Origin of the sequence: Pseudomonas sp. EZ-C24 (genome assembly GCF_014525325.1) — a bacterium.
GTDB classification, from domain to species: domain Bacteria; phylum Pseudomonadota; class Gammaproteobacteria; order Pseudomonadales; family Pseudomonadaceae; genus Aquipseudomonas; species Aquipseudomonas shirazensis.
In genome coordinates, this window is sequence record NZ_JACDIU010000022.1 from 18,525 (window position 1) to 31,121 (window position 12,597).

Consider the following 12,597-nt stretch of genomic DNA (forward strand, 5'->3'; position numbering starts at 1 on the left):
CAGGGCCGGCGGTCGCCGGAGATGGAGCATCCTGCGCATTGGATCAGATGAGTGAGAGGCGGTCTATTCATGTCCACCCTAGAAAAGCAAAAAGCCAGTCAGAACCTTTATGGGGTTGAGCCCTATCAGGAGAGCAAGGGTGAAGAGTACATGGGTGAACCCATGCGCAAGCACTTCACCAAGATCCTGAGTGCTTGGAAGCAAGAGTTGATGATCGGCGTCGACAAGACCGTTGACCATATGAAAGAAGAGGCGGCCAACTTTGCCGACCCAGCGGACCGCGCCTCGCAAGAGGAAGAGTTCGCCCTTGAACTGCGCGCCCGCGATCGCGAGCGCAAGCTGATCAAGAAGATCGACAAGACCCTGCAGTTGATTGTCGACGAGGAATACGGCTGGTGCGAAGCCTGTGGCATCGAGATCGGCCTGCGCCGTCTGGAAGCTCGCCCTACCGCTGACCTGTGCTTCGATTGCAAGGAAGTGGCAGAGAAGAAAGAAAAGCAGGTCGGCAAAGCCTGATCGTGCTTTTCATCGAACGGGGCGCTCAGGCGCCCCGTTTTTCATTGTGAAGATGACGTAAACCATGACTGCCTCCCCCTACGTCGGGCGCTTCGCCCCTACCCCCAGTGGTTTCCTGCACTTCGGCTCGCTGGTGGCCGCCCTGGCCTCGTGGCTGGACGCCCGCGCCGTCAATGGCCGCTGGCTGCTGCGCATGGAAGACACCGACCCGCCGCGCGAGATGCCCGGCGCACGCGATGCGATCCTGCGCACCCTCGAAGGCTACGGCCTGCACTGGGACGGCCAGGTGGTGTACCAGAGCCAGCGCCATGCTGCCTATGCCGACGTGGTCGAGCACCTGTTCCGTCAGGGGCTGGCATACGCCTGCACCTGCTCGCGCAAGCAACTGGAGGGCAGCAACGGCATCTACCCTGGCACTTGTCGCAACGCCGGTCACGCCCGCGAGGGCGCGGCGATCCGCTTGCGCGTGCCGGAGCTGAGCTATCGCTTCGATGACCGTGTGCAAGGGCCGTTCGCCCAGCACCTGGGCCGCGAAGTCGGCGACTTCATCATCCAACGCCGCGATGGTTTGTACGCCTACCAGCTGGCGGTGGTGTTGGACGATGCCTGGCAAGGCGTTACCGATATCGTGCGCGGCGCCGATTTGCTCGACAACACCCCGCGTCAGCTGTACCTGCAAGAACTGCTGGGTTTTTCCCAGCCGCGCTACCTGCACATCCCGTTGCTGATCCAGCCCGACGGGCACAAGTTGGGTAAATCGTACCGCTCGCCACCGCTGGCACCTGAGCAGGCCACCCCTCTCCTGCTGCGCGCGCTGCGTGCACTGGGCCAAGCGACCGAGCCTGCGCTTGAGCAGGCCAGCCCGGCTGAGGTGCTGGAGATCGCGCGCCAGCGCTGGCGCCCTGAGGCCATCGCCCGCCAATTGACCTTGGCCGAGGCTAATCTGCGCTAGTTGCCGGCCCCGCGCCGAGGGCTCGCTGCAGCCCTTGGCGCGCGGTAAAAATCGAGCAAATTCAATTTCTTGCCCACAGCCGTAGAATCCCGCTAGCATCGGCCCGGCCGTTGGCGCCGATTTGCGCCAATATTAAGTGCAAACCCGCAGCGCCCACTCATCGAGGCCCGCATGTACATCTATCGCTTGGTCCTGCTGCTGGTGGTCGGGATCTACCTGTTCTCGCCGGCCATCATGGACTGGTGGATCGAGCCCACCGGCGCCTGGTACCGCCCGTACCTGCTGTGGCTGATCCTGATCGTCGTCACCTTCATCCTGCAGAGCCAACGAGATGCCGATGAGCTTTAGCCTGACCCAGATGATCCTGATCAGCGCCGGGTACCTGCTGGTACTGTTCGGCGTCGCCTGGATCAGCGAGCGCGGGCTGATCCCGCGTTCGGTCATTCGTCACCCGCTAACCTATACCTTGTCGCTGGGCGTCTATGCCAGCGCCTGGGCCTTCTATGGCTCGGTCGGCCTCGCCTATCAGTACGGCTATGGCTTTCTTGCCTGTTACTTGGGCGTGTCGGGGGCGTTTCTGCTGGCGCCGGTGCTGCTCTATCCGATCCTGAAGATCACCCGCACCTACCAGTTGTCATCCCTGGCCGACCTGCTCGCGTTTCGCTTTCGCAGCACCTGGGCCGGCGCGCTGACCACCATCTTCATGTTGATTGGCGTGCTGCCGCTGCTGGCCCTGCAGATCCAGGCGGTGGCCGACTCGATCAATATCCTCACCGGCGAGCCGGTCAAGGCCCGGGTAGCGTTCGCCTTTTGTGCGCTGATCACCCTGTTCACCATCTTCTTCGGCTCGCGCCATATCGCCACCCGCGAGAAACACGAAGGGCTGGTGTTCGCCATCGCCTTCGAGTCGGTGATCAAGCTGATCGCCCTCGGCGGGGTCGGCCTGTATGCGCTGTATGGTGTGTTCGGCGGCCCACACGGCCTGGAAGTGTGGCTGCTGCAAAACCAGACCGCCCTCGCCGCGCTGCACACGCCACTGCAGGAGGGCCCATGGCGCACGTTGCTGCTGGTGTTCTTCGCCTCGGCGATCGTCATGCCGCACATGTACCACATGGCCTTTACCGAAAACCTCAGCCCGCGCGCACTGGTCAGCGCCAGCTGGGGCCTGCCGTTGTTCCTGCTGCTGATGAGCCTGGCCGTGCCGCTGATCCTGTGGGCAGGGCTGCGCCTGGGCGCGAGCACCAACCCCGAGTATTTCACCCTCGGCCTGGGCATTGCCGCCAATAATGAAGCACTGGCACTGCTGGCTTACGTCGGCGGTTTGTCGGCTTCCAGCGGGCTGATCATCGTCACCACCCTGGCGCTGTCGGGCATGGCCCTCAACCACCTGGTGCTACCGCTGTATCAGCCACCGGCCGAAGGCAATATCTATCGCTGGCTGAAGTGGACCCGGCGCGCGCTGATCGTCGCCATCATCACCGCCGGCTTCGTCTTCTACCTGACCCAGAACAACCACCAGAGTCTGGCCAACCTCGGCATCGTTGCCTTTGTCGCCACCTTGCAGTTCCTCCCCGGCGTGCTTTCGGTGCTGTACTGGCCGACCGCCAACCGCCGTGGCTTCATCGCCGGCCTGCTGGCGGGCATGCTGGTGTGGATGGTGACCATGCTGTTGCCGCTGCTAGGCAACCTGCAGGGCTTCTATATCCCGCTGCTGGACATGATCTATGTGCTTGACGATACCAGCTGGCACATGGCGGCGATTGCGTCGCTGGCCGCCAACGTCTTGCTGTTCACGCTGATCTCGCTGTTCACCAACGCCAGCAGTGAAGAAGTCAGCGCCGCTGAAGCCTGTGCGGTCGACAACGTGCGCCGGCCACAGCGGCGTGAACTGCACGCCGCTTCGCCGCAGGAGTTCGCCACCCAGCTGGCCAAACCGCTGGGCGCCAAGGCTGCGCAAAAAGAAGTTGAGCAAGCCCTGCGCGACTTGTACCTGCCGTTCGACGAACGCCGCCCTTACGCCCTGCGCCGTCTGCGCGATCGCATCGAGGCCAACCTGTCCGGTCTGATGGGCCCAAGCGTTGCGCAGGACATGGTCGAAACCTTCTTGCCGTACAAATCCGGCAACGAAAATTACGTAACCGAAGATATCCACTTCATCGAAAGCCGTCTTGAGGATTACCACTCGCGCCTGACCGGCCTGGCCGCCGAGCTCGATGCGCTGCGCCGTTACCACCGCCAGACCTTGCAGGAACTGCCCATGGGGGTCTGCTCGCTGGCCAAGGATCAAGAGATCCTGATGTGGAACAAGGCCATGGAAGAGCTGACCGGGATTGCCGCCAAGCACGTGGTCGGCTCGCGCCTGGTCACCATCGCCGAGCCCTGGCGCGGGCTGCTACAGGGCTTTATCGACCTGCCCGACGAGCACCTGCACAAGCAGCGCCTGGGCCTCGACGGCCAGACCCGCTGGCTCAACCTGCACAAAGCCGCCATCGACGAGCCTTTGGCACCGGGCAACAGCGGCCTGGTGCTGCTGGTCGAGGACCTCACCGATACCCAGGCGCTGGAAGACAAACTGGTGCATTCCGAGCGCCTGGCCAGCATTGGCCGCCTTGCCGCCGGGGTCGCCCACGAGATCGGCAACCCGATCACCGGCATCGCCTGCCTGGCGCAGAACCTGCGCGAAGAGCGTGAGGACGATGGCGAGATCACCGAGCTGTCCAGCCAGATCATCGAGCAGACCAAACGCGTCTCGCGCATCGTCCAGTCATTGATGAGCTTCGCCCATGCCGGCGGCAGCCACCAGAACAACGAAGAGCCGGTGTGCCTGGCCGAGGTCGCCCAGGATGCGATCGGCCTGCTGGCCCTCAACCGGCGCAATTTCGAGGTGCAGTTCTTCAACCTGTGCGACCCGGATCACTGGGCCGAGGGTGACCCACAGCGCCTCGCCCAGGTGCTCATCAACCTGCTGTCCAACGCCCGTGATGCCTCGCCCGCCGGCAGTGCCGTGCGCGTGCGCAGTGAAGTCAGCGAGCACACCGTCGACCTGGTGGTCGAGGACGAAGGCAGCGGCATTCCGAAAAACATCATGGACCGCCTGTTCGAACCGTTCTTCACCACCAAGGACCCTGGCGAGGGAACCGGACTGGGGCTTGCACTGGTCTATTCCATCGTGGAAGAGCATTATGGGCAAATCACCATCGACAGCCCCGCCGATATCGAACGGCAGCGTGGCACCCGGATCCGCGTGACCCTGCCCCGGCATGTCGTAGCGACGTCCCCTGAAATTCGCGACCGTCGAGAGAATTGAATCAATGCCGCATATTCTGATCGTCGAAGACGAAACCATCATCCGCTCGGCCTTGCGTCGTCTGCTTGAACGCAACCAGTACCAGGTCAGCGAAGCGGGCTCGGTGCAGGAAGCCCAGGAACGCTTCAGCATTGCCACATTTGACCTGATCGTCAGCGACCTGCGCCTGCCTGGCGCCCCCGGTACCGAGCTGATCAAGCTAGGCCAGGGCATCCCGGTGCTGATCATGACCAGCTACGCCAGCCTGCGCTCGGCGGTGGACTCGATGAAAATGGGCGCGGTCGATTACATCGCCAAGCCGTTCGACCACGACGAGATGCTGCAGGCAGTTGCGCGCATTCTGCGTGATCGCCAGAACGCCCCGGCGGCCGCCACCAGCAGCCTCGAGCCGCGCAGCAACGGCAAACCGGCTGTTGCCGACAAGGGCAGCCACAATGCTGCCAACGGCGAGATCGGCATCATTGGCACCTGCGCGCCGATGCAGGACCTCTACAGCAAGATCCGCAAAGTGGCACCGACCGACTCCAATGTGTTGATCCAGGGTGAGTCGGGTACCGGCAAAGAGCTGGTCGCACGCGCACTGCACAATCTGTCGCGACGGGCCAAGGCGCCGATGATTTCGGTCAACTGCGCAGCCATCCCTGAAACCTTGATCGAGTCGGAACTGTTCGGCCACGAAAAAGGCGCGTTCACCGGCGCCAGCGCCGGCCGTGCCGGTTTGGTCGAAGCGGCTGACGGCGGCACGCTGTTCCTCGATGAAATCGGCGAGCTGCCACTCGAAGCCCAGGCGCGCCTGTTGCGCGTGCTGCAGGAAGGCGAGATCCGCCGGGTTGGCGCGGTGCAATCGCAAAAGGTCGACGTGCGCCTGATCGCTGCGACCCACCGTGACCTGAAAAACCTGGCCAAGGTCGGCCAATTCCGCGAAGACCTTTATTACCGCCTACACGTGATCGCCCTCAAGCTGCCGGCCTTGCGCGAGCGCGGCAGTGACGTCAACGAAATCGCCAGCGCCTTCCTCGCCCGCCAGAGCGCACGCATCGGTCGCGATGACCTGCACTTCTCCAGCGAGGCCGAGCAGGCGATTCGTCATTACAGCTGGCCGGGTAACGTGCGCGAGTTGGAAAACGCGGTCGAGCGCTCGGTGATCCTCAGCGAGAGCCCGGAAATTTCCGCCGAGCTGCTGGGCATCGACATCGAGCTGAGTGACCTGGACGACGATGACCTGCTTGACGGCATGTCCGCCCTGGGCAGCGTCAGTGCCGGTAACGCCAGCCACGAGCCGACCGAGGATCTGTCGCTGGAAGACTACTTCCAGCACTTCGTGCTCGAGCATCAGGACCACATGACCGAGACCGAACTGGCGCGCAAGCTTGGCGTCAGCCGTAAATGCCTGTGGGAGCGGCGCCAGCGCCTGGGCATCCCACGGCGCAAGAGCAACGCCACCAGCGACAATTGATCGGCGCCCAATAACGGGGCAAGCCGTCTACCACGGGGTTACCGTGGCAGAGGGCTTGCCCCGTTTGCGTTTGTGCAGGTAACACCCCAGCGCGCCTGCAAAAATCTGTTACCCATCCCCGCCTGCCGTAACAGCTACCGAGGCGTACGGTAACGAAATTTCTACATTTGCTCCGCTCTCGACCTGAGCAAAACCCGGAAAACCCCCGTATTTGCTGGGTTTTCAAAAGTTGGCACGGCACCTGCTATATCTTTGTTACAAGAACAATAACAAGCATTGCAACTCAGAATAAGAACAAGACGAAACGGCTCACGCACAATAAAAACAAGACGGCGGAGGCGCAGCTAACTGATTCTTTTGGAGAGGAGTTGTGTTTGGGGCTTGCCCCACGACCAGGCAGAGAACAACAAAAACTGCACTAAAGCAGCGCCTACACTGGTTGGATCGACAGATCAGCATCACCTCAGCGGCCAAAGCAATCCGTTTGCTCTTTACCCCCGGTTTGGGGGTCGTCCACAAGTTTCGCGCTTTGTGGGCAGGGCACTCAACAAAAACAAGAAGCCCAGCAGAAAAACAATAAGAGCACGCAACGACTTCTTGGGGAGCTTAGGCTCCCCTTGTCGTTTCCGCCTCCCGCGCAAGCACCCGTGGCATACCGCCTACACCATCCCCGAAGTAAATGCTAGAATCCCCGCCCATCATGCGGCCATTCTCTATCCCTTGGCCGAACATTCCTTCAAACAGTGCATCCCATGCTGAAGAAGTTGTTCCAGTCGTTCCGTCCTCCCGTTAGTGGTCAACACCACAGGCGCACCACGCCTGAAGTGATCAACAAGAGCCAGCACTCGCTGCAGCGCAGCCAGTTCAGCCGCCATGCGGTGGGCATTGTCGATCGCCTGCAGGCTGCCGGATACCAGGCCTACCTGGTTGGCGGCTGTGTGCGTGACATGCTCCTGGGCATCACGCCCAAAGACTTCGATGTCGCCACCAGCGCCACGCCTGAACAGGTCCGTGCCGAGTTTCGCAATGCGCGAATCATTGGCCGCCGCTTCAAGCTGGTTCACGTGCATTTCGGCCGTGACATCATCGAAGTGGCCACTTTCCGTGCCCACCACAGCGATGAAGACGAGGGCGACAGCCACCGTTCGTCGCATAATGCCAGTGGTCGTATTTTGCGCGACAACGTCTACGGCACCCTCGAAGACGACGCCCAGCGCCGCGACTTCACGGTCAATGCGCTGTACTACGACCCGGTCAGCGAGCGCATCCTCGACTACGCCAACGGCATGCCCGATGTGCGTAACCGCCTGCTGCGCCTGATTGGCGACCCGGTCCATCGTTACCAGGAAGACCCGGTGCGCATGCTGCGCGCGGTGCGCTTTGCGGCCAAGCTCAACTTCGGCATCGAAAAGCACACGGTGCAGCCGATCCGCGAGCTGGCACCGATGCTGCGCGATATCCCGCCAGCACGGCTGTTCGAGGAATGCCTCAAGCTGTTCCTCTCCGGCCACGGCGCCATCGCCTTCGAAATGCTGGTTGACCTGCATCTGTTTGAACCGTTGTTCCCAGGCAGCAGCCACGCCCTGGAAGAGCGCCCAAGCTACACCCACACGCTGATCAGCAACGCCTTGATGAACACCGACCTGCGCGTCAAGCAGGGCAAACCGGTAACGCCGGCGTTCCTCTTCGCGGCCATGCTCTGGCCGGCCCTGCCGGGCCGTGCACTGTACCTGCAGAGCCAAGGCGTACCGCCGATCCCGGCAATGAACCAGGCCGCCCACGACCTGATCGCCGAACAGTGCCAGCGCATTGCAATCCCCAAGCGCTTCACCCTGCCGATCCGCGAGATCTGGGACATGCAGGAGCGCCTGCCACGGCGCAGCGGCAAACGCGCCGACATGCTCCTGGACAACCCGCGCTTCCGCGCTGGCTACGACTTCCTGCTGCTGCGCGAGAGCGCCGGCGAGGAAACCGAAGAGCTGGGCCAGTGGTGGACCGACTACCAGGACGCCAACGACAGCGAACGCCGGGCCATGATCGCCGAGCTGGGCAGCCGTGATGACGGCAGCGGCGCCGCGCCACGCAAACGCAAGCGCAGCGGTACCAAGCGCAAGCGCAGTGCTGACGAAGCGTTCGACTAAGCATGAGCGTGCGCGTGTACATCGGCCTGGGCAGCAACCTGGCCGAACCTGCCGAGCAACTGCGCAGCGCCCTCGATGCCTTGGACAAGGCCGAGGGCACGCGCCTGGCAGCGGTTTCCGGCTTCTACGCCAGCGACTCGCTGCTGCCCGGCCAGCCGCGCTACACCAATGCCGTAGCCGCGCTCGACACCACGCTCGAGCCGCTGCAGCTGCTCGATGCGCTGCAGGCGATCGAGAACGATCAAGGGCGCGTGCGTCAGGAACGCTGGGGCCCACGCACCCTCGACCTGGATGTGCTGCTGTTTGGCCAACAGGTGCTCGACAGCCCGCGCCTGACCGTGCCGCACTACCACATGCACGCGCGCCCGTTCGTGCTCTACCCGCTGGCTGAGCTGGTGCCTGCCGACTTCGTCCTCGCCGATGGTCGCAGCCTTGCGCAAATGCTCGCCGCCTGCCCGTTCAGCGGCCTCGAACGCCTGTAATTCGGGCGATCTTGACGGCGGTAACGCCAGTAACACCCTTGCCGTAACAATGCGGTAACAGGGTGATTGACTTCCCTCCCCTCGCTCACGACTATAGGCATCCCGTGGCCTCGACGCGCCACACTTAACCTATTTGGGCCCGGGCGGGTCTGAACATCACGAACGATGATGTGCCGCTCCGCATCGCACCTGCGCAAGGTTGTACGCAGGTCGATTGCACAGCGCCTGAACGAGGACTTTCTACATGCCTGAAGTAACCCTGACCACCCTGCATGGCCTCAAAGCCAAGGGTGAGAAAATCGCCATGCTGACCTGCTATGACGCCACCTTCGCCAAGGCTGCCAGCCAGGCCGGGGTCGACGTGTTGCTGGTGGGTGACTCGCTGGGAATGGTCCTGCAAGGGCATGACAGCACACTGCCGGTGACCACTGCAGAAATGGCCTACCACACGGCCTGCGTCAAACGCGGCAACGACGGCGCACTGATCCTCGCCGATCTGCCGTTCATGGCCCACGCCACGCCTGAGCAGGCCTTCGCCAACTGCGCCAGCCTGATGCAGGCCGGCGCGCACATGATCAAGCTCGAAGGCGCGGCCTGGCTGAGCGAGACCATTCGCCTGCTGGCCGAACGTGGCGTGCCGGTGTGCGCCCACATGGGCCTGACCCCGCAGACGGTCAACGTGCTCGGCGGTTACAAGGTGCAGGGTCGGCAGGAAGCCCAGGCGCGGCAGATGCGCGCCGACGCGATTGCTCTGGAGCAAGCCGGTGCGGCCATGCTACTGCTCGAATGCGTGCCCAGCGAGCTGGCTGCGGAGATCACCCAGGCCGTGGCCATTCCGGTGATCGGCATCGGTGCCGGTAACGCCACCGACGGCCAGGTGCTGGTGCTGCACGACATGCTCGGCCTGTCGCTGACCGGGCGCATGCCCAAGTTCGTCAAGAACTTCATGCTCGGCCAGGCCGATATCCAAGGCGCCCTGAGTGCTTACGTGGCGGCGGTCAAAGACGTCAGCTTCCCGGCTGCAGAACACGGGTTCAGCGCATGAATACCGTCAAGAGCGTCCGTGAACTGCGCGCAGCCGTGGCCCGCGCCCGCAGCGAAGGCAAGCGCATCGCCTTTGTCCCGACCATGGGCAACCTGCACAGCGGCCACGTCGCCCTGGTGACCAAAGCCACCCAGCGCGCCGACTTCGTCGTGGCGAGCATCTTCGTCAACCCGCTGCAGTTTGGCGCCGGCGAGGACCTCGACAGCTACCCGCGCACCCTTGCCGCTGACCAGGAGCGCCTGCTCGAGGCAGGCTGTCATTTGCTGTTCGCGCCGACCGTGGATGAAATGTACCCCGACGGCACCACAGTGCAGACCCGGGTCAGCGTGCCGCAACTGTCCGAAGGCCTGTGTGGCGCCAGCCGCCCGGGGCATTTCGAAGGCGTGGCCACGGTCGTCAGCAAGCTGTTCAATATGGTCCAGCCCGACCTGGCCGTGTTCGGCGAAAAGGACTACCAGCAACTGGCGGTGATCCGCGCCATGGTGCGCGACCTGAACATGCCGATCCAGATCATCGGCGAGCCAACCGTACGCGCCGATGATGGCCTGGCGCTGTCCTCGCGCAACGGCTACCTGACGCCCGAGCAACGCGCTGCAGCGCCGGCGCTGTACCGCGAGCTGAGCGTGATGGCCGACGCCATCCGCCATGGCCAGCGCGACTTTGCCGAGCTGATCGTGGCCGGTCAGGCCCAACTGCTGGCGGCAGGCTTTCGCCCGGACTATCTGGAAGTGCGCCACGCACTGACCCTGCGCCCGGCCATGGCCGATGACCGCGACGTGGTGGTAATTGCCGCAGCGTACCTGGGCACCACACGCCTGATCGACAACTTGTACCTGCATCTGGACGAGCCTACCGCCTGATTGCAACCCGGGGCCGCCACGCGGCCCCAAATTATCCCCGCCTGACCCCATTCCCCCCGCGCCAGCCATGCCTATAATGATCAACTGCCTGCAACTGCCAGCGGCTGCCAGTTGTCCAAGGCCAGATCATGCATCAAGGAAACCCTTCGCAATGGCGTATTACCGTACCCCCCATGATGTGACGACGCTGCCAGCCTGGCAGGCGCTGCAACAACACCGCGACGCCATGCAGGATTTCAGCATGCGCGACGCCTTCGCGGCCAATCCGCAACGCTTCGATCAGTTCTCCCTGAGCAGCTGCGGGCTGTTTCTCGATTACTCGAAAAACCTGATCAACGATGAGACCCGCAAGCTGCTGGTCAACCTGGCCACCGACGTCGACCTGGCAGCAGCCATCAAGTCGATGTTCAGCGGCGAGATCATCAACGCCTCCGAAGGCCGCCCGGTACTGCACACCGCCCTGCGCCGCCCGGTTGGCGACAAACTCAGCGTCAACGGCGTCAACGTGATGCCCGAAGTGCACAAGGTACTCAACCAGATCACCGAGCTGGTCGGCCGCATTCATGACGGGCTGTGGCGCGGCTACAGCGAAAAACCGATCACCGACGTGGTCAACATCGGCATCGGCGGCTCGTTCCTCGGCCCTGAGTTGGTTTCCGAAGCCTTGCTGCCGTACGCCCAGCGCGGCGTGCGCTGCCATTACCTGGCCAATATCGACGGCAGCGAATTCCACGAGCTGTCGGCCAAGCTTGCGGCCGAGACGACCCTGTTCATCGTTTCGTCGAAGTCGTTCAACACCCTCGAAACCCTGAAGAACGCCATGGCCGCCCGCACCTGGTATCTGGCCCAGGGTGGCTCCGAAGCCGAGTTGTACCGTCACTTCATCGCGGTCTCGAGCAACAAGGCCGCAGCCGTCGCGTTCGGTATCCGCGAAGAAAACATCTTCCCGATGTGGGACTGGGTTGGCGGGCGTTACTCACTGTGGTCGGCGATTGGTTTGCCAATTGCGCTGGCCATCGGCACGGCCAACTTCAAGGAGCTGCTGTCGGGCGCCTACACCATGGACCAGCACTTCCAGACCGCGCCGTTCGAGCAGAACATGCCGGTGCTGCTGGCCCTGCTTGGCGTCTGGTACGGCAACTTCTGGGATGCGCGCAGCCACGCGATCCTGCCGTACGACCATTACCTGCGCAACATCACCAAGCACCTGCAGCAGCTGGACATGGAGTCCAACGGCAAGAGCGTGCTGCAGGATGGCAGCCCGGCGCCAACCGCGACCGGCCCGGTGATCTGGGGCGGCGTTGGCTGTAACGGCCAGCATGCCTATCACCAGTTGCTGCACCAGGGCACCCAACTGATCCCGGCCGACTTTATCGTGCCGGTGGTGAGCTTCAACCCGGTGGCCGACCATCACCAGTGGCTGTACGCCAACTGCCTGTCGCAGAGCCAGGCACTGATGCTCGGCAAGACCCGCGAAGAAGCCGAGGCCGAGCTGCGTGGCAAAGGACTGAACGAAGCCGACGTGGCCAAGCTGGCCCCGCACAAGGTCATCCCTGGCAACCGCCCGAGCAACACCCTGGTGGTCGAGCGGATCAGCCCGCGTCGCCTCGGCGCGCTGGTGGCGATGTATGAGCACAAGGTGTTCGTGCAGAGCGTGATCTGGGGCATCAATGCCTTTGACCAATGGGGCGTCGAGCTGGGCAAAGAGCTCGGCAAAGGCGTGTACCAACGCCTGGTCGGCGCTCAGGAAGAAGCCGCTGAAGACGGCTCCACCCAAGGCCTGATCAATTACTTCCGCGGTCGTCACCGCGGCTGATCAAGCCCTGCTGCAAGCCCCG

The 12,597-nt window shown here is 63.1% G+C and carries 10 protein-coding genes; all 10 read left to right on the top strand.

Annotated features, from left to right (window positions below):
* Window positions 1-69: 69 nt before the first annotated feature.
* The 10 genes from dksA (at window position 70) to pgi (ending at window position 12,575) form a co-directional block, all read left to right on the top strand.
* Complete coding sequence (gene dksA / locus IDM28_RS19100; RefSeq protein WP_101322139.1) at window positions 70-516, top strand: RNA polymerase-binding protein DksA; 447 nt, start codon at window positions 70-72, stop codon at window positions 514-516.
* A 64-nt stretch (window positions 517-580) separates the two neighbouring features.
* A complete protein-coding gene (gene gluQRS / locus IDM28_RS19105; RefSeq protein ID WP_188036675.1) occupies window positions 581-1,468 on the top strand; it encodes a tRNA glutamyl-Q(34) synthetase GluQRS in 888 nt (295 codons plus the stop codon).
* Window positions 1,469-1,639: 171 nt separating this feature from the next.
* Complete coding sequence (locus IDM28_RS19110; protein ID WP_003250005.1) at window positions 1,640-1,816, top strand: hypothetical protein; 177 nt, start codon at window positions 1,640-1,642, stop codon at window positions 1,814-1,816.
* The gene (locus tag IDM28_RS19115) at window positions 1,800-4,775 is read left to right on the top strand and encodes a sensor histidine kinase (protein ID WP_178080795.1); all 2,976 of its coding nucleotides are present in this window, start codon (window positions 1,800-1,802) and stop codon (window positions 4,773-4,775) included. The genes IDM28_RS19110 and IDM28_RS19115 overlap by 17 nt, the downstream gene beginning before the upstream one ends.
* Before the next feature lie 4 nt (window positions 4,776-4,779).
* The gene (locus IDM28_RS19120) at window positions 4,780-6,231 is read left to right on the top strand and encodes a sigma-54-dependent transcriptional regulator (RefSeq protein WP_101322142.1); all 1,452 of its coding nucleotides are present in this window, start codon (window positions 4,780-4,782) and stop codon (window positions 6,229-6,231) included.
* A gap of 752 nt (window positions 6,232-6,983) precedes the next feature.
* Window positions 6,984-8,372, top strand: a complete 1,389-nt coding sequence (locus IDM28_RS19125; RefSeq protein WP_103438595.1) for a polynucleotide adenylyltransferase PcnB — start codon at window positions 6,984-6,986, stop codon at window positions 8,370-8,372.
* A 2-nt stretch (window positions 8,373-8,374) separates the two neighbouring features.
* Window positions 8,375-8,854, top strand: coding sequence for a 2-amino-4-hydroxy-6-hydroxymethyldihydropteridine diphosphokinase (gene folK / locus IDM28_RS19130; protein ID WP_188036676.1), 480 nt, complete (start codon window positions 8,375-8,377; stop codon window positions 8,852-8,854).
* 244 nt (window positions 8,855-9,098) lie between these two features.
* On the top strand, window positions 9,099-9,899 hold the full coding sequence (panB, locus tag IDM28_RS19135; protein WP_101322146.1) for a 3-methyl-2-oxobutanoate hydroxymethyltransferase: 801 nt from the start codon (window positions 9,099-9,101) through the stop codon (window positions 9,897-9,899).
* Window positions 9,896-10,759 carry a pantoate--beta-alanine ligase gene (gene panC / locus IDM28_RS19140; RefSeq protein WP_101322147.1) on the top strand — a complete coding sequence of 288 codons (864 nt, stop codon included), beginning with the start codon at window positions 9,896-9,898 and terminating at the stop codon, window positions 10,757-10,759. Before panB ends, panC begins: the two co-directional genes overlap by 4 nt.
* Before the next feature lie 151 nt (window positions 10,760-10,910).
* Window positions 10,911-12,575, top strand: coding sequence for a glucose-6-phosphate isomerase (pgi, locus tag IDM28_RS19145; protein ID WP_150571325.1), 1,665 nt, complete (start codon window positions 10,911-10,913; stop codon window positions 12,573-12,575).
* The last annotated feature ends 22 nt before the right edge of the window (window positions 12,576-12,597 follow it).

Excerpts from the sequence above, each read along its gene's own strand:
- dksA (WP_101322139.1), top strand. The coding sequence starts at position 70 with ATGTCCACCCTAGAAAAGCAAAAAGCCAGTCAGAACCTTTATGGGGTT.
- gluQRS (WP_188036675.1), top strand. The coding sequence starts at position 581 with ATGACTGCCTCCCCCTACGTCGGGCGCTTCGCCCCTACCCCCAGTGGT.
- IDM28_RS19110 (WP_003250005.1), top strand. The coding sequence starts at position 1,640 with ATGTACATCTATCGCTTGGTCCTGCTGCTGGTGGTCGGGATCTACCTG.
- IDM28_RS19115 (WP_178080795.1), top strand. The coding sequence starts at position 1,800 with ATGCCGATGAGCTTTAGCCTGACCCAGATGATCCTGATCAGCGCCGGG.
- IDM28_RS19120 (WP_101322142.1), top strand. The coding sequence starts at position 4,780 with ATGCCGCATATTCTGATCGTCGAAGACGAAACCATCATCCGCTCGGCC.
- IDM28_RS19125 (WP_103438595.1), top strand. The coding sequence starts at position 6,984 with ATGCTGAAGAAGTTGTTCCAGTCGTTCCGTCCTCCCGTTAGTGGTCAA.
- folK (WP_188036676.1), top strand. The coding sequence starts at position 8,375 with ATGAGCGTGCGCGTGTACATCGGCCTGGGCAGCAACCTGGCCGAACCT.
- panB (WP_101322146.1), top strand. The coding sequence starts at position 9,099 with ATGCCTGAAGTAACCCTGACCACCCTGCATGGCCTCAAAGCCAAGGGT.
- panC (WP_101322147.1), top strand. The coding sequence starts at position 9,896 with ATGAATACCGTCAAGAGCGTCCGTGAACTGCGCGCAGCCGTGGCCCGC.
- pgi (WP_150571325.1), top strand. The coding sequence starts at position 10,911 with ATGGCGTATTACCGTACCCCCCATGATGTGACGACGCTGCCAGCCTGG.